The organism is Nocardia colli, assembly GCF_008704205.1.
GTDB lineage: Bacteria > Actinomycetota > Actinomycetes > Mycobacteriales > Mycobacteriaceae > Nocardia > Nocardia colli.
Genome location: NZ_VXLC01000018.1, coordinates 218,784 through 238,493 on the forward strand (window position 1 = coordinate 218,784; position 19,710 = coordinate 238,493).

At 67.1% G+C, this 19,710-nt stretch carries 19 protein-coding genes; 14 read left to right on the top strand and 5 right to left on the bottom strand.

Going from position 1 to position 19,710, the window contains the following annotated elements:
- Positions 1-3: 3 nt before the first annotated feature.
- The 6 genes from F3087_RS32960 to F3087_RS32985 are packed head-to-tail and all read left to right on the top strand — an operon-like array spanning position 4 to position 7,553.
- Positions 4-1,056: a hypothetical protein gene (locus F3087_RS32960; RefSeq protein WP_150405997.1), complete on the top strand. Its 1,053-nt coding sequence runs from the start codon at positions 4-6 to the stop codon at positions 1,054-1,056.
- A complete protein-coding gene (gene phnY / locus F3087_RS32965) occupies positions 1,053-2,504 on the top strand; it encodes a phosphonoacetaldehyde dehydrogenase (RefSeq protein WP_150405998.1) in 1,452 nt (483 codons plus the stop codon). The genes F3087_RS32960 and phnY overlap by 4 nt, the downstream gene beginning before the upstream one ends.
- A complete protein-coding gene (locus F3087_RS32970) occupies positions 2,501-3,697 on the top strand; it encodes an ATP-grasp domain-containing protein (RefSeq protein ID WP_150405999.1) in 1,197 nt (398 codons plus the stop codon). The genes phnY and F3087_RS32970 overlap by 4 nt, the downstream gene beginning before the upstream one ends.
- Positions 3,697-4,902, top strand: coding sequence for an ATP-grasp domain-containing protein (locus F3087_RS32975; protein WP_150406000.1), 1,206 nt, complete (start codon positions 3,697-3,699; stop codon positions 4,900-4,902). Before F3087_RS32970 ends, F3087_RS32975 begins: the two co-directional genes overlap by 1 nt.
- Positions 4,899-6,149, top strand: a complete 1,251-nt coding sequence (locus tag F3087_RS32980; RefSeq protein ID WP_191094252.1) for an MFS transporter — start codon at positions 4,899-4,901, stop codon at positions 6,147-6,149. The genes F3087_RS32975 and F3087_RS32980 overlap by 4 nt, the downstream gene beginning before the upstream one ends.
- Before the next feature lie 21 nt (positions 6,150-6,170).
- Positions 6,171-7,553 carry a cation:proton antiporter gene (locus F3087_RS32985; RefSeq protein WP_150406002.1) on the top strand — a complete coding sequence of 461 codons (1,383 nt, stop codon included), beginning with the start codon at positions 6,171-6,173 and terminating at the stop codon, positions 7,551-7,553.
- A 21-nt stretch (positions 7,554-7,574) separates the two neighbouring features.
- Here the strand turns inward: F3087_RS32985 and F3087_RS32990 are convergent, their stop codons facing one another.
- Entirely contained in the window at positions 7,575-8,162 is a 588-nt protein-coding gene (locus F3087_RS32990; protein ID WP_150406003.1) for a helix-turn-helix domain-containing protein, read from the bottom strand.
- Between the two features lie 140 nt (positions 8,163-8,302).
- On the opposite strand from F3087_RS32990, the gene F3087_RS32995 reads away from it, so the two are divergent.
- Positions 8,303-9,457 carry an MFS transporter gene (locus F3087_RS32995; RefSeq protein ID WP_223885533.1) on the top strand — a complete coding sequence of 385 codons (1,155 nt, stop codon included), beginning with the start codon at positions 8,303-8,305 and terminating at the stop codon, positions 9,455-9,457.
- A gap of 101 nt (positions 9,458-9,558) precedes the next feature.
- On the opposite strand, the gene F3087_RS33000 is transcribed toward F3087_RS32995, so the two are convergent.
- Both F3087_RS33000 and F3087_RS33005 read right to left on the bottom strand, forming a co-directional pair.
- Positions 9,559-10,521 (bottom strand): alkaline phosphatase family protein, encoded by a 963-nt coding sequence (locus tag F3087_RS33000; protein ID WP_150406005.1) that lies wholly within the window; start codon positions 10,519-10,521, stop codon positions 9,559-9,561.
- 318 nt (positions 10,522-10,839) lie between these two features.
- Entirely contained in the window at positions 10,840-11,604 is a 765-nt protein-coding gene (locus tag F3087_RS33005) for an enoyl-CoA hydratase-related protein (protein WP_223885518.1), read from the bottom strand.
- A gap of 308 nt (positions 11,605-11,912) precedes the next feature.
- Here F3087_RS33005 and F3087_RS33010 point away from each other — a divergent pair, with 308 nt between their 5' ends.
- The gene (locus tag F3087_RS33010) at positions 11,913-12,521 is read left to right on the top strand and encodes a cysteine hydrolase (RefSeq protein WP_150406006.1); all 609 of its coding nucleotides are present in this window, start codon (positions 11,913-11,915) and stop codon (positions 12,519-12,521) included.
- On the opposite strand, the gene F3087_RS33015 is transcribed toward F3087_RS33010, so the two are convergent.
- Both F3087_RS33015 and F3087_RS33020 read right to left on the bottom strand, forming a co-directional pair.
- Entirely contained in the window at positions 12,522-12,893 is a 372-nt protein-coding gene (locus F3087_RS33015) for a PNPOx family protein (protein ID WP_150406007.1), read from the bottom strand. It abuts the gene before it with no gap.
- Positions 12,894-13,067: 174 nt separating this feature from the next.
- A complete protein-coding gene (locus tag F3087_RS33020) occupies positions 13,068-13,751 on the bottom strand; it encodes a hypothetical protein (RefSeq protein WP_150406008.1) in 684 nt (227 codons plus the stop codon).
- 76 nt (positions 13,752-13,827) lie between these two features.
- Here F3087_RS33020 and F3087_RS33025 point away from each other — a divergent pair, with 76 nt between their 5' ends.
- The 6 genes from F3087_RS33025 to F3087_RS33050 all read left to right on the top strand — a co-directional run bounded on the left by F3087_RS33025 (position 13,828) and on the right by F3087_RS33050 (position 19,710).
- Positions 13,828-14,520 carry a TetR/AcrR family transcriptional regulator gene (locus F3087_RS33025; RefSeq protein WP_223885519.1) on the top strand — a complete coding sequence of 231 codons (693 nt, stop codon included), beginning with the start codon at positions 13,828-13,830 and terminating at the stop codon, positions 14,518-14,520.
- A gap of 121 nt (positions 14,521-14,641) precedes the next feature.
- Complete coding sequence (gene panC / locus F3087_RS33030) at positions 14,642-15,481, top strand: pantoate--beta-alanine ligase (RefSeq protein ID WP_150406009.1); 840 nt, start codon at positions 14,642-14,644, stop codon at positions 15,479-15,481.
- Positions 15,482-15,529: 48 nt separating this feature from the next.
- Positions 15,530-16,657, top strand: a complete 1,128-nt coding sequence (locus F3087_RS33035; protein WP_191094253.1) for a serine hydrolase domain-containing protein — start codon at positions 15,530-15,532, stop codon at positions 16,655-16,657.
- Positions 16,648-17,595: an ABC transporter ATP-binding protein gene (locus F3087_RS33040; RefSeq protein ID WP_150406011.1), complete on the top strand. Its 948-nt coding sequence runs from the start codon at positions 16,648-16,650 to the stop codon at positions 17,593-17,595. The genes F3087_RS33035 and F3087_RS33040 overlap by 10 nt, the downstream gene beginning before the upstream one ends.
- The gene (locus tag F3087_RS33045) at positions 17,592-18,344 is read left to right on the top strand and encodes an ABC transporter permease (RefSeq protein WP_150406012.1); all 753 of its coding nucleotides are present in this window, start codon (positions 17,592-17,594) and stop codon (positions 18,342-18,344) included. Before F3087_RS33040 ends, F3087_RS33045 begins: the two co-directional genes overlap by 4 nt.
- Positions 18,345-18,390: 46 nt before the next feature.
- Positions 18,391-19,710 (top strand): aminotransferase class III-fold pyridoxal phosphate-dependent enzyme, encoded by a 1,320-nt coding sequence (locus F3087_RS33050; RefSeq protein ID WP_150406013.1) that lies wholly within the window; start codon positions 18,391-18,393, stop codon positions 19,708-19,710.

The following is a 19,710-nucleotide window of genomic DNA, read 5'->3' on the forward strand; positions in this document are numbered from 1 at the left end:
GAGATGAACGCATTGCGACCGAAGGTGGCCGGCGAGGTCGTCAAGCTGATCTGCTCGTGCGTGCGCAATGCACCGGCACTGCTCGACGGCCGGGAGAAGCTGGCCCCGGTGAATTCCGCACCGCGCGACGGCGATCTCGTCCTGGTGCGCTGCCTGGACGGCAAGGGCGCCTACGACCACGTCGAAGACGAAACCGGCGCCGCGGTGCGCCTTTACCCCGGCGACGTGTTCGTCGCGCTGCTCGGCACCCGCCGCTCCGGCACGAACCTGGTCGGCGAGGTCCCGGACCGGCCGCTGGCCACCGGAGACCGGCTGGACCTGGTCGCGCAGGGCGGGCTGGTCGCCAGCTGTGTCGCGGTGCCCGCGTACTACGGTTCGCGGGCACTGCCGGTGGAGGTCGTCGGTTTTCCCGGCAACGGCCGGATCACGAATATCGCTGACACGCCGGTGATTCCGATCATCGACACCGGGCCGGCGCCGGTGCGCACGCCGGTGCTGTTCGTCTGCGGCACCTCCGCCGAGGTGGGCAAGACGACCCTGGTCTGTCAGCTCGCGCTCGCCGCGAAACGATGCCGGCCGGAGCTGCGCATCGCCGCGATCAAGGCGTGCGGGACCGGGCGGGCCCGCGACCGCCTGCACTATCGCGACGCGAACTACGACGTGGTCACCGATTTCGTGGACGCGGGCATGCCCTCGACCTACGGCGTCGAGGCCGGACGATTCCGGGCGATGTTGCGCACGTTGATCACTCACTGCGCCGACCGCGCCGGCCTCGTCGTCGTCGAGATCGGCGGCGACCTCCTGGAGGCCAGGGCGCCCGAGGCGCTGGAGGTCATGGCCGAACTGCAGGCCGCGTGCGTGCTGATGACCAATGACGCGATGGGCGCGTGTGACGGACTGCGGCGGCTCGACGCGCTCGGCAGCCCGCCGCTGCGGATCGGCAGCCTCAAGCAGAACACGCGCTCCCTCGCCGACCGGCTCGGTGTACCGCTGGAGACGATTCTCGAAACGGGCGATCCGGCGGCCTGTGAACGCTTGGTGGAGTTGATGGTATGAGCACTGAAGTACTGGCCGTTCGCGAGGAGGGGCCACGGATCGGCGGTAAACGGCCGGCCTGTGCCGCCGCGATCGAGGTCCGCTACCCGCATACCGGGGAGGTGATCGGGATCGTCGGGCGGGCAACCGCCGCCGACGTCGGGCAGGCCTTGGCTTTCGCCGCGGGATTCCGGTCGACGCTCAGTCGGTATGAGCGGCATAGGATTCTGGTGCGGGCCCGGGAACTGATCGAGGGCCGGGCGAACGAATTCGCCCGGCTGATCACCCTGGAGTCGGGCCTGTGCCTGCGCGATACCCGGCACGAGGTACGGCGCACCTGCGACGTGCTGCAGTGCGCGGCGAATCAGGTGCTCGCCGAGCGCGGCGGCGTCTATCCCGGCGATGTCACCGAAAGCGGCGGCGCGCGAAAGATTTTCACCCTCACCGAGCCGTTGCTCGGGGTGATCTGCGCGATCACGCCGTTCAACCATCCGCTGAACCAGGTGGCGCACAAGGTGGTTCCGGCGGTCGCCAGCGGCAACCGGGTGGTGCTCAAACCGTCGGAGAAGACCCCGCTTTCGGCGTTGCTATTCGCCGACACGCTCTACGCGGCCGGGCTGCCGCCGGAAATGCTCCAGGTGGTCACCGGCGACCCGGCCGATCTCGGTGCGGCGCTGCTGGACGACCCGCGGGTGAGCATGATCGCGTTCACCGGCAGCAGCACGGTCGGCAAGCGCATCGCCGACCGCGCCGGATACCGCCGGGTGATCCTCGAACTCGGCGGGATCGATCCGGCGATCGTCTGCGACGACACCGATCTGGCGGTGGCGGCCGAACTCGTCGCCCGTGGCGCGTACGGGAATTCGGGGCAGCGCTGCACCGCGATCAAGCGGGTGCTCGTGCAGGACTCCGTCGCGGCGGAGTTCACCGCGTTGCTGGTGGCGCAGACCCGGCGCTGGCGGACCGGCGATCCGCTCGACCCGGAAACCGATATCGGCACGGTAATCGACGAGGCTTCGGCGACGCGTATCGAAGCTACCGTGGCCGGCGCGGTCCGGGCGGGCGCCGAAATCGCCTGTGGCGGAACGCGGAACGGCGCACACTACGCACCGACCGTCGTCGAGCCGGTGACGCCGGACATGTCGCTGGTCACCGAGGAGGTCTTCGGCCCGGTGGCGCCGATCGTGCGGTTCGCCGACGACGCCGAGGCCATCCGGATCGCCAACTCCTGCCGGTACGCGCTGTCGGCCAGTGTGCTCACCCGCGACCTGAACCGCGCCTTCGGTTTCGTCACCGGCTTGCACGCCGGAAACGTCAATATCGCGGAAGTGCCTGGGTACCGGCTGGAGTCGATGCCGTTCGGCGGACTCAAGGATTCAGGACTCGGAGACAAAGAAGGAGTCGTCGAGGCAATGCGGAACTACACCACCGTCAAGACCTGCTCCCTGCCCTGGCTGAGCCCGGCATGAAAATCCTGGTGCTGCACGAGAGCAAGTTCGAGCGTATGGGTTACGCGCGGGCCTTCGACCACGACGAGCACGACGTCGTCTACGCGGGCACCGCCGACCGCCTCGGCAACATTCCGGCCGAAATCCGTTGCGGAAAGCACGAATTGACCTCCGATCGGCCGGTTGTCGATCAGCTGCGGCCGTGGATGCGCGAGCGGGCGCCGTTCGATCGGCTCTTCGCCCGGCGCGAGTTGCTGATCATGCCCGCGGCCCAGCTGCGCGAGGAGTTCGGCATCCCGGGCATGCGTCCTGCGGCGGCGCTGCGCTTCCGGGACAAGGTCGTCATGAAGGAAATCCTGGCCGCGGCGGGGATCCGGGTGCCGCGGTGGTTCCCGGCCACGGCGCTGCCGGAACGAATTCCGTGGTCCGGCAAAGTGGTCGTCAAGCCGCGGGATGCGAATGCCAGCCGGGGGATCGTGGTCTGCGATGACTACGACAGCGCGCGCACGCTGATCGCCGAGCGTGGCCGCGAGCCCGCTTTCACCGAACGGTACGAGATCGAGGAGTATCTCGACGGACCGGTGTGCGCCATCGACGGATTCCTGTTCCGGGGCGAGCCGGTGGCGGTACAGGTCGCTCGATACGTAGGCACCTGCTTGGACTACGAGAACGGACTGCCCTCCGGGACTGTCCAATACGAGGATGCGGACCTCGCGGCATGGGCGTGCAGGTGTGTGCGCGCCCTCGGCGGCCAGACCCTGACCTTCCACCTGGAGGCGATCCTGACCGCGCACGGCCCGGCGTTCCTGGAGGTCGCCGCGCGTGGTGGGGGCGGGCACCTCGGCGAGATGCTGTCCCGGCGCAGCGGCGTCCACCTGCACACCGTCGATATGGCCACGGACGTGCGCGGCGAGTTGGCGACCGATCTGATCGCCGAGCCCGCGCCCCAGCTCTACTACGGCGACTTCCTGTTTCCCGGGCACGTTTATGCGGGGGCGCCGGTTTCGGTCGAGGTGCCACCGGAACTGCTCACCGATCCGATGCTGGTGACGCACCGGATTCACCCGCAAGGCGCGCCGACCACGACCGATCCCGGTTACGAGCCTGAGCATCTCGCGTTCGCGGGCATGATCGCCGGCCCCGATCCCGACGAGCTGGAGAGCTGGCTGCGGCGCCTGTTCGCGAGCGTCACCGTGTCCACCGGGATGTCGTGATGATCCGGCATTTCCTGCTGATCGGCGGCGCCCGCGATGTCGCACCGGTTCTCCGGGACCGGCGACCGGAGCTGCGGATCACCACGATGGTCGCGGTGCCGCGACTGCACCGAATCCGCCACTCCGGCCTGTGCACCCGGGTCATCGCGCTCGACGACTCGGCCACCACCGCCGAATGGGTCGCGCTCGCTCGGCGCGTACACGAACTGGAGCCGATGCATGCGGTGGGCGCGTTCGGCGAATACGACCAGCATCGAGCGGCGGCGATCGCGGCCGCGCTGGGCCTGCCCTTTCACACCCCGGAGGTCATTGCCCGGGTATACGACAAAACGCTGATGCGGCAACGGCTTCGGGCGTGCGGAATCGACGACACGCCGGCTGCCGCGGTCGAAACGGCGCAGGATCTCGAGCATTTCGCCGACGAGCACGGATTGCCGCTGATCCTCAAGCCGCGCAGCGGATCCGGCAGTGAGCGCATTGTCCGGGTTTCGACCGCGGCCGAGTTGCCCGCCGCGCTGTCGCAGGTGGACGGTGACCAGTTGGTCGAGCGATATCTCGACGGCGACGAGGTCAGCGTGGAGGCGTTCTCCGAAGGGGGCGTGCATCGGATCGTCGGGATCACCCGCAAGCTCAAGGACGCCGGTTTCGTGGAGATCGGGCACGTGATCCGCGCGGCGACGGCCACGGACGAGCCGGTGGCCCGCTATGTACGCTCCGTTTTGGATGCGCTCGGGATCTCTTACGGCCCAACGCATACCGAGCTGATCCGGACGGTTGCCGGGCCGCGGATCGTGGAGACGCACACCCGTGCCGGCGGGGATCAGCTTCCGCAGTTGCTGCACGCGGCGACGGGTATCGATCTGGTCGAGCTGGCGGTGCGGCAGTCGCTGGGCGAACAGGTGCTGCCGGTACTCGACGCGATGCTCGCCGAACCCGGTCGCGCATCGCGGGCCGGCGCGATTCGATACCAGGTTCCGCCCGCCTCCGGTCGCTTGCTCCGGGTGGATCATGTCGACGAAGCCGCCGCGATGGCGGGCGTGACCGGCTGCACGCTGCTCAAGGAACCCGGCGCTCCACTGGTGGTGCCGATGCGCGACTCGGACGACCGGGTCGCCTACTGCACCTCGCTCGCCGACGATGTCGAATCCGCCGCTGCCGCAGCAGAACTGGCGGCACAGCGACTGGAAGTCGTGCTGGCGCCGTGACGCGCGGGCAGGCGTGGCGAGCGGTGGTCCTGCCGCCGGTGGGCGCAGGACGGATCGCCGGTTCCGCCTTGGCGGACGCGGTCGGTACCGGCGTGTTCGCCTCGGGTGCCGCAGTGTATTTCAGTCAGCGGCTCGGGTTGAGCATCGCCACTATCGCGGGTGGTCTGGCCGTCGCGGGCGCCGTGGCGCTCGCCGCCGTGACGCCGCTCGGCATGCTGTCCGATCGCTTCGGCTATCAGCGCGTCCTGCGGATCACCCACTTCGCCCACGCGCTGCTCTATCCGCTGTTCCTCTTCGTCGGCAACGTAGCCGAGTTCATCGGGTTGATCACGGTGGTGACCGTGCTGGACCGGCTGGCCTCGCCCGCGTTCCAGGCGATGGTGGGCGCCACCGTCGGCACCGAAAGACGCAGCGAGACCATGGGTTACGTCCGGGCGGTGCGCAACGGCGGCTTCGCGCTCGGCGGATTGATAACCAGCACGGCGATCGCGGTCGGCACCACCACGGCCTACAACGTGCTGCCGGTCGGCAACGCGGTCTCCTTCGCGCTGGCCGGAATTCTGTTGTCCGGCATACCGAATGCCTGCGCGCCGCGGACCCCGGCGGACGCTCCGCCCCGCCGCCGCGTCCGTCCGCGCTACCTCGCCCTCGCCGGGCTCAACGTCGTGCTGCTGATGCACGACACCATCCTTCAGCTGGCCCTGCCGCTGTACGTGCTCAACCAAACTCGGCTCCCCGCGGCGGTGCTGCCACCGCTGTATGTGCTGAATACCGTGCTGGTGGTGGTGCTGCAGCGCAGGCTGAGCCGGTGGGCGGCCACCATCCGGGGCGCGGCTCGCGCCGAGCAGGCTGCCGGGGTGCTGCTGGCCGTGGCGTGCGCCTGCTTCGCGGCCGTTGCCGTGCTCGCACCCGTTGCCGGTGCCGGCGCCCTCGTCGTCGGCGTGGTCGCGTTGACCGTAGGGGAGTCGCTACAGGTCGCCGGGGCCTGGGAACTGTCCTACGAGCACGCGCCGAGTGCCGAGCGCGGTGCGCATCTCGCGGTGTTCAGTATCGGTGTCGGCGTGCAACATTCGGTCGGTCCGGGCATCGTGTCGCTGCTCGCGGTGTGGGGCGCCGTGGCCTGGTTCCCCGTTGCCGCGGCTTTCGTCCTCGCGGGCACGGCGACTCGTCGGATCGCGAGCCGGCCTTGGCCCGCTCTGCAGCGGGGGCTGAAGGATTCGCCGCCGGAGGTCACTCGGCTCCATTGACACCCGACCAAGGAGCGCCGTATGTCGCTTACCCGGAATGAGTTCGCCAATCTCTTTGTCGCACTTGCTATTATCCTGATCTCCGCGCACGTCGGCGCGCAATTGTGTGCGAGACTGCGCCAACCGCCCGTCATCGGCGAGATCCTGGGCGGACTGCTCCTGGGGCCGACCGTGTTCGGGGCGGTGGCGCCCGGCGTGGCAGGTCACCTGTTTCCGGCCACCGGCACCGTGCACTCCGGGCTACAGGTGCTCAATGAATTCGGACTGCTCCTGCTGATGTTCCTGGCTGGGCGCGAGGTCGTGACCTACCGCAACCCGGGCAGGCAGCGAACGGTTGCCGCGCTTGCCGCGGCGGGGTTGATCATCCCGATGGTGCTCGGCGTCGCGGCCGGGCTCGCGCTCGATCACGACGACTATTCGGGCTCACACGGGACCAGGGCCACCTTCGCGCTCATCTTCGGAATTGCCTTCGCGGTCACCAGCATTCCGGTCATTTCGCGGATCATGCTGGATCTCGGTCTACTGAATACCAGCTTTGCCCGGATCGTCCTCGCGGTGGCGTTGCTCGAGGATGTCGTGCTGTATGTCGCGCTCGCCGTGACGTTCGCGCTGGTCCAGACAAAGAACGGTCAAACGTTCGGGTTCGCCGCATGGCTCGAACTGGACGGCGCCGCCGCGATTACCTATCAGGTGGTCGTCAGTCTGCTGTTCATCGGCGTCTTGCTGCTGGCCGGCAAACAGGTGTTCCACCGGTTGGCCACGAGCCGGGCGAACCTCATGGAAAAGGGCAATCCCGTCGCGTTCCGGCTGGTATTCGCCATCGCGGTGGTCCTGGCCTGCGTCTTCCTCGGGATCAATGCCGTCTTCGGTGCGCTGCTGGCCGGGATCGCCTCCTCCGACGCCGGCACGCCCCTGGACCGCCCGGACGCGGAGCCGGCGCCGGGCGTGCGCGCGGGGGACACGATCAAGCAGTTTTCGCTCGCGTTTTTCATTCCCATCTATTTCGCCGGTGTCGGTATGCAGCTCGACCTGGCACGCAATTTCGACATCGTATTCTTCGTCATCTTCTTCCTGACGGCGACAGCGGTGAAAGCGTTCAGTGTGTGGGCCGCAGCCCGCGCGGTGGGCGAGACGAACCGCGACGCGAAGAACTTCGCAGTCGCTTTGAACGCTCGCGGCGGCCCCGGCATCGTCCTGGCGACCGTCACTCTGTCCGCAGGCCTCATCAACGAGAAATTCTTCACCAGCATCGTCGTCCTATCCATCGTGACCTCCGCCATGGCCGGAATGTGGCTGGAGCGCGCATTCCCGGCCCACCGCCGCGGACCCCTCGACCCCGCCGAACCGTCACCCGCGACAGATTCGAATCACGTGAAGCGCGCCGAGGAAGTGCCCGAGCCCTAGCAGTCGGGATTCGCAGGTAGGTCAGCGGCTGTGGGTGGTTCTGGCGCGGACGTGGATTCGCTCGCCGTGTTTTCCGAACAGGCTGAGGACTTCGACGTTGCCGCGTCCCGCGGCGCCGAACCAGTGCGGGACCTGGCAGTCGAACTCGGCGGCTTCGCCGGCGCCCAGGATGAAATCGTGGTCGCCGAGTCGTACGCGCAGGCGTCCGCGCAATACGTAGAGCCATTCGTAGCCTTCGTGGGTGCGCAGGTAGGGCTCTTCGTCGTGGGCGGGGATGACCATTTTGAAGGCGCGCGGATGTCCTTGGTGGCGCGACAGCGGGATCAGGACGCGGCCGTCCTTGCTGGTGGGTTCCTGCGGCACCCGGGGATCGACGATCCGGGGTGCGGCGACGATCTCGTCGAGCGGGATGCCGAGTGCCACCGTGATCGGCAGGAGTAATTCCAGGCTCGGCTTGCGCTGCCCGGACTCGAGCCGCGACAGCGTGCTGGTCGACAGCCCGGTGACGCGAGCCAAGTCGGCCAGGGTCGAGCCTTTCTGCTCGCGGGCGCGCCGCAGCCGTGCCGGTATCTGCTCGATCACGGCGCCGACGCTCGGTTGATCATCCATACGAGCCAGTCAACCGATCTGTCCCGGAATCGGCAACGTTCTTTGCTGATATCGCGCGGTTGCCCCAATGCTCGTCTCGGAGGTGATCCGATATGAATCAAACGGATACGCAAGTGATTCCGAACAGCCGCACGGACCGAATGCCCGTCGGGGTATACCTGTTGGGCTTCAGCTTGTTCGCGATGGGAACCGCGGAGTTCTTGCTGGCTGGTGTGCTCCCCGAGGTCGCCGCCGACCTCGACGTTCCGCTGTCCTCGGCCGGAATGCTCATCACCGCGTTCGCGCTGGGCGTCGTATTCGGCGGCCCGCCGTTGGCTGTGCTCAGCCTGCGGTGGCCGCGACGTTCCGCCCTGATGGCGACGCAGGGCGTCTTTGCCGTGAGCATCGCGGCCGGTCTGCTCGGGAACTATCAAGTGCTACTGGCCACCAGGGTGATCTCCGGTGTCGCCTATGCGGGCTTCTTCGCAGTCGCGTCGGTGACCGCGATCAGCTTGGTGAGCCCGGACCGCAATGCCCGTGCGTCCGGTGTTGTCGTCAGTGGCCTCAGCGTCGCCATGATCGCCGGCGGGCCCGCCGGAACCCTGTTGAGTCATTTCACCGGATGGCGTGGTGGATTCTGGGCCGTGGTGGTGCTGACGCTCGTCGGGATCGCCGGTTGCTTTATCGGAATACCCACTGCCGCAAGAGATCCGGAGCGCCACGGCGGACCGGACGTGGTGCGCGAGCTGGCGACGATGCGCAGGCCGAGGCTCTGGTGCGTCTACGCGATCACCATCCTGACCACCGCGGCCTACATGATCACATTCAATTACCTGGCCGCCATGCTCGCCGACATCACTTCGGTTCCGGCAGCGTGGATTCCGGCCGTCCTCGCGCTCTTCGGCGTCGGCGCTTTGGTCGGTCTGTCCATCGGTGGCCGGATCTCGGACCGGCGCCCGCACCTGGCGCTGCTGACCGGGACGTGTGCGGTCGTGCTCCTGTCCGTCGTCCTGGCGGTGGTGATGGCGCATGCCTGGTTGGTCGTGCCTGCGGTGTTCCTGCTCGGGATCGCCGCGTTCCTGCTCAATCCCGCTCTGTACGGCCGGGTGTTCGCGATAGCCGCCGATGCGCCGACCCTTGCCGGGGCGACGACGGTGTCGGCGTTCCAGCTGGGCATCAGCTGCACTCCCGTGCTCGCGGCCGCGACATTGACGCACGGCGCCGCTCTCACCACGCTATGCCTGATCGGAGCCGCCCTCGCCGCAGTCGCCGCCCCATTGATCTACCTCGACAAGGCACGGCAGATGACGGGGTAACCGGGGGCTACGCGCACCGAGGCGCGACCGATCGATGCGTAGGATCTCGCCGCGCACGCCGGCGCCCCCGGCTCTGGATGAGCCGAGGGCGCCGGGGAACGTCAGTCCGCGTTGATCATCGACGTGCCGTCGAAGTCCTTGCTGGCCGGAACACCCAGCAGCGCGACGGCGGTGGGGGTGATGTCGACGAGCGAGTTCTTGGTCTTCGCACCGGGTTTGAACGACGAGCCGCGGGCGATGACGAAATTGGCTGTCTCGTCGGCGGATTGGCCGCCGTGACCACCGGTGGGGCGGTGGCCGTGATCGGCGGTGACGATGATCTGCCACTTCTCCTTAGGGTTGGCGGCGGCGCGGGCGTCGACGGCGGCGACGATCTTGCCGACCTGCTGGTCCACCCGGGTGACGGCGTCCAGGTATTCCCGCGAGGCGCCGCCGTGGCTGTGGCCTGCCTCGTCGACCTGGTCGAGATGGGTGAACAGGAAGTCCGGGGCGTCCTTGGCGATGGCGGCGGCACTGGCGTCGGCGGTGGCCGCGTCGATCTTGGATTCGTCCGGATCGTCCGGTTGCGCCGCGGTCGCGATGTTGACGTCGGCGTGCGGATCGCCGCTCCCCGCGATGGTGGCGATGGGACCCCAGGTCGCGATGGACTCGGTCGTCAATTCCGGCTTGGCGGTTTCGAGTTGGGTGAAGACGGTGGGGTACTTGGCGAACGGGGTGGCGTCGAAGTTGTTGTTCTTGATGCCGTGCTTGGTGTCCCACACGCCGGTGAGCACGGTGGCCCACGACGGGCCGGAAATGGTGGTGTGCGGGGCGATCGAGGACTGGGCCAGGGTGCCCTGCTCGGACAGTGCGAGCAGGTTGGGCGCTTTGGCTTCGACGATCTTCTTGTACATGGTGCCGTCGAGCCCGATGACCACCACTTTGGTGTTCGAGCCGGATGACCCGGTGCCGGGCAATCCGGGTGCGCCGGTGGCGGGACCGGCTACCAGCAAGGTAGCGGCGATCGGGGCGATCGCGGTGGCGGTGATCCAGCGCGAGGACTTCGATTTGCGGTGCGGTCTCATGGTCTAGACCATTCCATTCGGCATTCGCCGGACGCTAGATCGCATGCGATCAGTTCACCGATGATTCGTTCGGATAAACGATCGGTGCGCCCCGTTCCGTTGATTTCGAACGGAACTGCCGGCCCGCCCTTTCGGGGCGTTGACGAGCACTTATGTGCCGAGGGGGTGAGCCGCCGCCGCTGTTGCGGAGTTCGTCGCTATGTGTGAAATCAGTTGCTGCGCACGGCATGTCGCGTCGTCTGATAATTTCATCTGGAAATTGCCGAAGCATTCACGCGGATTTCATCTGCTCGCGCCTGCTGGTGCCGCGAGGTGGATTCACCTGCCGCTCCACCGGGGTTCACGGCGCTCGAAGAACGCGGTGATGCCCTCCATGGTGTCCTTGGACGCGAGGACGGCGGTCATCGCGTCGTGGGTGATCCGCCAGGCTGTCTCGTCGTCGGCGGAATTGATGCGCTCGAGGGCGGTCAGGCTCTCCTGGACCGAGATCGGCGCGTTGCGGCAGATCCGTTCGGCCAATTCTAGCGCGGCGTCCAAGGTGTCGCCCGGCGCGGTCAGCACATTCACGAAGCCGAGGTGCCACGCGCGTTCGGCGCCGAGTGGTTCGCCGGTGAGCAGCAGCTCTTTCGCGACATTCAGCGGAAGTGCCCGCTGGGTCCGGAACAGCCCGCCGCACGTGGCGATCACGCCGCGTCGTGGCTCGGGGAGTCCGAAGGTGGCGGTGTGCGCGGCGACCACCAGATCGCAGGCGAGCACGATCTCCATGCCGCCGCCGAGCGCGTATCCCTCGACGGCGGCGATCAGGGGCTTGCGGCGTCGCCTGCGGATCACGCCGTATTCGCCGCCGCGCGCCGTGGCGGCGCCCGGTCCCGTGCTCAGATCCGTTCCCGCGGAGAACCTTTCGTCGCCACCGGTGACGATGGCGACCCGGAGTTCTGGATCGTCCTCGAATTCGTTGAGGGCGCGGTCCAGCTCGGCGGTCATCGCGGCGTCGAACGCATTGCGTTTGGCGGGACGGTTCATCCCGATGATGAGGGTGTGGCCGTCGCGTTCACCGCGGATCAGATCGGAATCCGTCGTCATATTGTCGGTACCTCTCGGGGGCGGGGCGGTCGCCGCGCGGGCTCCCTACTTGACGGTAAGTTGTTGTGCCCCCGCAGGTCTCGACACGATTCGCCACGGGATTGACATCCGGAGTCAGGCGCGCGGCTCGCGGGGGCGTCGACGACCGACGCCGAGCAACGTCCGTGATCTACTGCGAGCAAGGTCTGGCGGATCCCCGTCCGGCAGATTTACTAGCATAACGCTAATATTGACGTAATCACGGCTGACAATGAGCAAAGTCGCGCCGACAGATTTGCCCGCGGCCACGGCGCTCGGAATGGAGTGGCATGCGTGAATCGAGGTATCGCGCGGCGCGAACCCTGTTGCTGTCCATGGATTTCCAGCTCGGACTGCTGGAACAGATGCCGCCGGACGCTTACGAGGCGGCCGTCACGACGCGGCTGGTGCTCGCCGTCGCCCGCCGCGCCGATATTCAGGTCGGCCACGTCGTTGTCGGGTTCCGGCCCGGATATCCCGACCTGGCGCGGTGGAACACCGCGTTCGCCGGTGTGCCCGAGTCCGGGCGGATGGTCGTCGGCGGGCCGGACGCCGCGATTCATCCCGAACTGACGCCGGTGGGTCAGGAGTTCGTCATCACCAAGAGCCGGGTCAGCGCGTTCGGCGCCACGGACCTGGATCGCATTCTGCGCAGCCGGGAGATCACCACCGTCGTGCTCGCCGGGGTCGCGACGAGCGGGGTGGTGCTGGCCACGCTGCTCGACGCCTTCGACCGGGACTACCGGGTGATCGTGCTGCGCGACTGCACCGCCGACAGCGACGTGCACGTGCACAACGCGCTGGTCGAGCGGATCTTTCCGCGCTATGGCCAGGTGCTGTACGCCGATGAGCTCGAAGGTTTGTTTTCATCGGTAGCGACGCCAGTGGCCGTCTGCTGATCAGCGCTCGATCACATCAGCTACCAGGACCGGCACCAGGCGCGTGTAAATACTTGCGGGAAAAGGGAATTCGGTCGCCCGCGTCGCGTCGATCACCTGCGGCGTGACCAGCTCATGGGTGCGGCGGCGGTATGTCGCCAGACCGCCGCCGGCCGCCAGAAGGTTACGTACCCAGTCGGTCCGCTCGCCGTAGAACAAAGGGACCAGCAGTACACCGTCTCGGTAGCTGCCGAACACCGGCGTGTCGAACATGCGCCCCGAACGGCGTCCGCTGTGGTGAATCACGGTGTACGGCGGCAGCTTTCCCGCCGTCACGCGCACGATCGGATTGGTCACGACGCGGTTGAAACGAGCGATGAGGCGTCTCGGCATGAGCGGAGCCTATGGACCGAACCACGTACCGGCCATGACTTGATCCGCCAGTCGATTGAGCTTCCGGGTCAGCGCGCCATCCATAACGACGACTCCGCCGAGGACTCGCTGAACGCGCCGTTCTGCGAGCGGAACACCGCGACCGGATCGAACACCACGGCACGCGGTGCCGCGTCAGACCGGTTTGCAGATGATGGACGCGAAGCCGACGCGATTCGCGCGCATTTTCCGGTAGACCGAGTTGCGGAAGTTGGGTCCCAGCAGGGCGAGGATGAATGCCGCCAGGGTTCCGGGGAGGCGTACCTGATTGATGAAAACGTACGGGGCATCCTCGAGTGGTCCGAGGAGCGCGATGTCGTCCACCTTGGCGTCGCGGCTGAACCAGCCCGCGACGGAGTCGAAGTACCGCAACGCGCGATCGGGGTCGTCGGCGGTGAAGTGGTTGAACAGGAAGGTGCCCGAGGGGGAGCGGTCGATGTCACCGAGGCGCCTGATGTTGCGGGCGGGCATGACGAAGTCGGCGCCCAGCTGCTGGACCTCGGGCGTAATCTGTACTGCCGCAACGGTGTCCGGTGTGGTGGTCTCGATCAGGACGATCACGTCGAAGCGCGGGCTCACCGGGGAAGGCTGGATCGCCACCGCCCGGTAGGCCCTCGCCGAGACCACCTGATCCATCGCCCGCAGCCGGCGAGTCACTTCCTGGCACCGGCGCAGCACTTGCCGGCGTCGGGAACTGCGTGGCACGAGCGGAATCCGGCGCGGCGGGTCGGCCCGGAATCCCAGGTAGAGATAGCCGTAGGCAGTTGGTTCCACGTAGGGAGGGGGTGGATTGGTATGAGTACGCGAGTCGATGGTCATGCGCTTCTCCTTCTCGGAGTAAAATAAGCGATCGTTCGATTAATTGTATACCCGGAGAAGGAGGCGTGGAAGCCCGATGACAACACCACGGCGTGGGCCGGGGCGGCCGCGAAAGACGGACGCAGGCGATACCAAGGCCGCACTGCTGAACGCCGCCCTGCAACTGTTCGCCCGCAACGGCTACGCGGGGACCTCGATCCGGTCCATCGCGCGCGAGGTCGGATTGAGCGAGAGCGTGCTCTACGCACACTTCCCCAGCAAGCAAGCGATATTCGATGCCGCGCTCGCCGCCCTCGGCCCCAAGAACCCACTCGACGCGATGAGCGACGCCGCCGCCACCCTCATCGACACCGACCCCCCGCAATACCTGCGCGAACTCATCCGCGCCGCCCTGGACGAATGGGAGACCGACAACGCCCGGCTACTGATCAGCGTGATGGCTAGGGACGGCCTCCTGCACAGCCCCGCCCTCCGCGAAGCGCTCTCGGCCATGCGAACCCCGGTGCGCCTCCTGTTCGACCGCTGGATCACCGCCGGCCTGATCCCAGCAGACCTCGCCACCCCGGAAGACCTCGCAATGTCCTTCACCGGCCTCATCGGCCTGACCCGAATCCTGCACCTGCACGCCGACGCCACAGCCGAGGACCGCGCGAACGCCCGCGACGACATCCGCCACCACGTCGAGACCTTCATCCGGCTGGTTTTCCGAGACAATAGAGCCGTCCACGATCACAACGCCCGGAGGATGTCCGAAAACCCTTCTGAGTAGCGCGGATTCGAGAGCGCGAGCGAAACCTGCTTGTTAGGATCGCGGGGTGTATAGACCGTGGGGGGTTTCGCACGTTGATGGCGGCGGTTGTCGCGTGTCGTACTGCTGAGGGATCGACGCGATGATTGTGGTCAGGAGTGGGGAGGAGCTTCGGCGTGCGCTGGAGGAGGCGCGGGGGCGGGGGAGGAGTGTCGGGTATGTGCCGACCATGGGGGCGCTGCATGACGGGCATCTGGCGTTGGTGCGGGCGGCCAGGGGGCTCGATGACGTGGTGGTGGCCTCGGTTTTCGTGAATCCGCTGCAGTTCGGGGCGGATGAGGACTTCGAGACGTATCCGCGGGACGAGGAGCGGGATCTGGGACTTCTGGAGAAGGCGGAGGCGGATATTGCCTGGTTGCCTTCGGCGGAGGAACTGTTTCCGGCGGGGTTCGGGCTGACGATCGCGGTGCCGCGGCTGTCGAATGTGCTGTGCGGGGTGGGGCGGCCTACGCATTTCGCGGGGGTCACCACGGAGCTGGGGAAGATCTTGATCTTCCTGGCGCCTACCGCGGTTTATTTGGGGGAGAAGGACTTTCAGCAGTTGGTGGTGATGCGGGCGCTGGTCCGGGATCTGGGATTGCCGATGGCGGTGCGGGCGGTGCCGACGGTGCGGGAGCCGGACGGGCTGGCGCTTTCGTCCAGGAATGTCTATCTGACGGTTGATCAGCGGCCGGTCGCCGCGTCGATCTTCCGGATCCTGTCGGAGCTCACGACGCAACTGCGGGGCGAGCGAGCGTCGGTCGACGCGGTGCTCGCCGAGGGACGTCAGGCGTTAACGCGAGCGGGTGTGCAGCGGATCGAATATTTAGAGCTGGTGGACCGCGAGACGCTCGACCCGGTTCGTGCGGCCGAACCCGGTAACCGTCTCGTGGTCGCCGTGTGGGTTGGGAGTACACGCCTGATCGACAACATGGAGGTTTAGCCCGCGGCTGGGGGCAGCGGGATGCACTGGGGGGCGCGGGAGACGACGATGGACATGATTACCGAGCTGCTGAAGGCCGTGTCGGCCGACGTGGAAGCGCGCCGGATACCGGGCGTGGTGGTTGCGGTTACGGAGAACGGGTCGCTGATCGATCTGCAAGCGATCGGTGACCTCGACGCGAGCGGCGAGCGTCCGATGCCGGCCGACGCCATCTTCCGGATCTATTCCATGACAAAGGTCTTCACCGCGCTGGCGACGCTCACGATGGTGGCGGAGGATCGGCTCCGATTGGACGACCCGGTCGCCGAATGGCTGCCCTGCTTCGCGGACACGAGCGTGCACGACGGCACGGTGCGACCGCCGAGCCGTCCGCTGACGGTCCGGGACCTGATGCGCCAGACCGCGGGCATCGGCGGCGGCTACCACTCCTCGGAGAACATCAAGCCGTACTACGCGGCAGCGAAGGTCCAGAAGTACGAACACCGCACCGGCACATACACACTGGATGATGCCGTGCGGAACCTCGCCCGGCAGCCCCTCGCCGCCGACCCCGGAACCGTCTGGGAATACGGCATGTCCATGGACGTCCTCGGCCGCATCCTCGAAATCGCGGACAACCGCCCCCTGGACGCGATCATCGATCAGCGAGTCTGCCGCCCACTCGGCTTGCGCGACACCGGATTCAGCGTCCAAGCACCGGACCGCGTCGCCGAACCGCTCGCCGAAGGAACACCGAACGGGCTTGTGGCACACCAGAAAACCCCGGCCTGGCTCTCGGCTGGTTCCGGCGCCTATTCAACCGTCGGCGACTTCGCCGAGCTGCTCTGCGCCATCACCCCCGACCGTGACGGCCACCTGTCGATCCCAGCTTTGGGACCGATCACCAAGGAACTCTTCATCGATCAGATCGGCCCGCTGGCCGGCACCGGCCCGGACTACATCCCGGGCAAGGGCTACGGCTTCTCCTACGGCCTGCACGTCCCGAGCAGCGACCCGACCTGGGCGGCCCTGGACCCGAACGCACGCACCGTCGGCTGGCTCGGCCGCGCCGCAACCAGTTTCGTCTACCACGTCCCCAGCGGCGTCGGCGCGGTCCTGATGACGCAGCGCTACGGCCGGGCGGTCCACTACCGCGATCTGGTCCGCTCGATCGTGGAGAGACAGTCATGGAGATAACCGACGAACCGGTCGTCTCGGTGGACGGACTGTGCAAGCGATACGGCTCGGTCCGCGCCCTGAACGAGATGAGCCTGGCGATCGGCCGCGGCGAGATCTTCGGCCTCCTCGGCCGCAACGGCGCCGGCAAATCCACGGCGCTGGACATCATTTGCGGACTGGTCAAACCGACCGCGGGCCGGGTCCAGGTATTCGGCACCGACGTGCGCAAGCACGGCCGGAAGGTCCGCCGCCACATCGGCTATGTCCCGCAGGACAATACGGTCTACCTGGCCATGACGGTCTGGCAGAACCTCCGCTTCTCCGCGGTCATCCGCGGCCTGTCCCACGCCACCGCGCAACACAGAGCGGCGGAGGTGATGGAACGGCTGGGCCTCAGCCAGATCGCCGACCGGGGCGGCGCGCAGCTGTCCGGCGGCGAGCGCCGCCGGCTCTCGATCGGCATGGGCATCGTCCATTCACCACCGCTGATGGTCCTCGACGAACCGAGCACGGGTGTCGACATCGATTCCCGCCACGCCATCCACAACCTGCTCCGGGAGATGCGCGGCGAGGGCTCGACGATCCTGTACACCACCCACCATCTGGAAGAAGCCGAAATCCTTTGCGACCGAATAGGTGTGCTCGATTCCGGCTCGATCATCGTCACCGCCGACGTGAAAAGCTTTGTCGCCGAATACGGCAACCCCTACTGCGAGATCGTCAGCGACGAGACCTCGGCGGTGCTGACACTGCTGCGCGACGCGCTACCGGACACCGGAATAACAGTGCACGGCAGGCGCATCAGGGTGGCCGCGCACGAAGTGGAGATTCTCCCCGCCGTGGTGCGGGTCCTCGACGAGAGCCACGTCCCGATCAAGGACGTGCGCTTGGTCCCGATCTCCCTGGAAAACGCGTTCCTGCACGCCATCGAGCAGCCCGGATCGGCGACATCATGACGATCACCTGGGCCTTCGCCCGAAAAGAGCTGGCCACCTGGCGTCAGGACCCCACCCTGTTCGTCTTCCTCTTCGCCGCACCGTTGCTGATGCAGGCCCTGCTGAGCGACGCCTTCTCCGGTATCACCGGCAGCGCGGGTGCGAACCAGACGGTCCCCGGCTTCACCATCATGTTCGGCTTCTACGTCATGATGTTCATGGGCACCTCGCATTACCGCGAACATGCCTCGGGCGCATGGAGTTTGGTGCGTACCAGCGGCCTGTCCCGCGGCATGATGGCGATCCAGCTCGCGATCCCGTACTTCGTTCTCTCCGCGGTGCAGATGGCGCTGTTGATCGTCACCGGACGGTTCCTGTTCGGCGGCACGATCAACGGATCGCTGCTCGCACTGACCGTGCTGATTCTGGCCATCGCCTGGACCGCCATTTCCCTCGGCCTGGTACTGGTCTCGCTCACCCGCAACGTCTCCGCCATGCAAAACCTGTGCCAGCTGGTGGTTCTCGGCATGGGCGCGGTCGGCGGCGCCGTCGTGCCGGTCCGCCTGATGCCGGCCTGGGACCGCCCGCTCGCCCCGCTGACCCCGCAGTACTGGGCGGTCGACGGGATGAAGCGGGTGCTGGCGGACAACGGCGGGTTGTCGAGCATCGTGCCGAACATCCTCGTGCTGACCGGTTGGGCCTGCGTCCTTTCGGTCATCGCGACCTTCGCCTTCGACCCGGGTACGCAGCGTCGCGTCGCCATTCGCTGAGGTCGGAATCGAGTAGTACCAAGGTAATTCGGGAGGTGTCTCGCCAATGGCAGAGTCAAAGGGGCGGGTAATACAGTCATGGTCGCGGCAGGGGGTACAACCGCCACCGCGGATCGTCGGCGGCGACGGCTGCCGATTCTTCGACGCCGCGGGACACTCCTATCTCGACTTCGGTTCCCAGCTGGTCAACGCCAACCTGGGACACAGCCGCACCGAGGTGCAGGAGGCGGTGCAGAAGCAGGTGGCCAGCATGGCGACCCTCGGCCGCCCGTGGGATATCGAGATCGTCGAGGAACTGGCGGACCGGCTCGCCGAAGTCACGCCGGGCGACCTCAACTCGTTCTTCTTCGCGTGCAGCGGAACCGAGGCGAACGAGGCCGCGATCCGGCTGGCTCGCGCCTACACCGGCCGGAGCAAGGTCATCGCGCGTTACCGCTCGTACCACGGCAGCACGGCGGGCGCGCTCACCCTGACCGGCGAACCACGCCGCTGGGTGGGCGAGCCGGGCCTGCCGGGCGTGGTCCGCATGCTGGACCCCTACACATACCGTTGTCCCGCAGGGCATCCCACGCCGTGCCCGGTGTGCACGGGCGCACCGCATCTGCGTGAGCTGCTCCAGTACGAAGGCGCCGAGAACGTCGCGGCGGTGATCATCGAGCCGATCACCGGCATCAACGGCGTGATCGTCCCGCCCGACGGATATCTCGAGGCGATCCGCGAGGTGTGCACCGAGCACGGAATCCTGCTGATCTTCGACGAGGTGATGACCGGATTCGGCCGCACCGGAAGCTGGTTCGCCTGCGACCGGTGGAACGTGGTTCCCGACATCATCACGTGCGCAAAGGGTCTCACCGCCGGCTACGTGCCGCTGGCCGCGGTCGCCGTGAGCGACCGGCTCTCCGGCTGGCTCCAGGACTCGGTCTTCCCCTACGGCCTGACCCACAGCGCCCATCCGGTCGGCTGCGCGGCGGCCGTGGCGGTGCTGGGCGTCTATCAGAAAGAACGGCTGATCGAACGCTCGAACCGGCTGGGCCCACTGATCGAAACGGAGCTGCGCAAGCTGGCCGAACGGCATCCGTCGATCGGCGATATCCGCGGCAGCGGTTGTTTCTGGGGCATCGAACTGGTCGTCGACCGCGAAACCAAGGAACCGCTGGTCCCGTACAACCCCGATGCCGCTGCCGCCGAACCGATGTCGAGGCTGACGGCCGCGGCCTTCCGCAAGGGCCTGTACCTGCTCACCCACTGGAACATCATCCTGATCTGCCCGCCGCTGATCATCGAGGAGGCGGAAATCCACGAGGGGATGGCCCTGCTCGACGAAACCCTGTCCATCGCCGACGAATACGTCCGCACCGAGGGATGA

Excerpts from the sequence above, each read along its gene's own strand:
- F3087_RS33025 (WP_223885519.1), top strand. The coding sequence starts at position 13,828 with ATGACAACACCACGGCGTGGGCCGGGGCGGCCGCGAAAGACGGACGCA.
- F3087_RS33040 (WP_150406011.1), top strand. The coding sequence starts at position 16,648 with ATGGAGATAACCGACGAACCGGTCGTCTCGGTGGACGGACTGTGCAAG.
- F3087_RS33045 (WP_150406012.1), top strand. The coding sequence starts at position 17,592 with ATGACGATCACCTGGGCCTTCGCCCGAAAAGAGCTGGCCACCTGGCGT.
- F3087_RS33015 (WP_150406007.1), bottom strand. The coding sequence starts at position 12,893 with ATGCCGAGACGCCTCATCGCTCGTTTCAACCGCGTCGTGACCAATCCG.
- F3087_RS32970 (WP_150405999.1), top strand. The coding sequence starts at position 2,501 with ATGAAAATCCTGGTGCTGCACGAGAGCAAGTTCGAGCGTATGGGTTAC.
- F3087_RS32990 (WP_150406003.1), bottom strand. The coding sequence starts at position 8,162 with ATGGATGATCAACCGAGCGTCGGCGCCGTGATCGAGCAGATACCGGCA.
- F3087_RS33010 (WP_150406006.1), top strand. The coding sequence starts at position 11,913 with ATGCGTGAATCGAGGTATCGCGCGGCGCGAACCCTGTTGCTGTCCATG.
- phnY (WP_150405998.1), top strand. The coding sequence starts at position 1,053 with ATGAGCACTGAAGTACTGGCCGTTCGCGAGGAGGGGCCACGGATCGGC.
- F3087_RS32960 (WP_150405997.1), top strand. The coding sequence starts at position 4 with ATGAACGCATTGCGACCGAAGGTGGCCGGCGAGGTCGTCAAGCTGATC.
- F3087_RS32985 (WP_150406002.1), top strand. The coding sequence starts at position 6,171 with ATGTCGCTTACCCGGAATGAGTTCGCCAATCTCTTTGTCGCACTTGCT.
- F3087_RS32975 (WP_150406000.1), top strand. The coding sequence starts at position 3,697 with ATGATCCGGCATTTCCTGCTGATCGGCGGCGCCCGCGATGTCGCACCG.
- F3087_RS33050 (WP_150406013.1), top strand. The coding sequence starts at position 18,391 with ATGGCAGAGTCAAAGGGGCGGGTAATACAGTCATGGTCGCGGCAGGGG.
- F3087_RS33020 (WP_150406008.1), bottom strand. The coding sequence starts at position 13,751 with ATGACCATCGACTCGCGTACTCATACCAATCCACCCCCTCCCTACGTG.
- F3087_RS33000 (WP_150406005.1), bottom strand. The coding sequence starts at position 10,521 with ATGAGACCGCACCGCAAATCGAAGTCCTCGCGCTGGATCACCGCCACC.
- F3087_RS32995 (WP_223885533.1), top strand. The coding sequence starts at position 8,303 with ATGCCCGTCGGGGTATACCTGTTGGGCTTCAGCTTGTTCGCGATGGGA.
- panC (WP_150406009.1), top strand. The coding sequence starts at position 14,642 with ATGATTGTGGTCAGGAGTGGGGAGGAGCTTCGGCGTGCGCTGGAGGAG.
- F3087_RS33035 (WP_191094253.1), top strand. The coding sequence starts at position 15,530 with ATGGACATGATTACCGAGCTGCTGAAGGCCGTGTCGGCCGACGTGGAA.
- F3087_RS33005 (WP_223885518.1), bottom strand. The coding sequence starts at position 11,604 with ATGACGACGGATTCCGATCTGATCCGCGGTGAACGCGACGGCCACACC.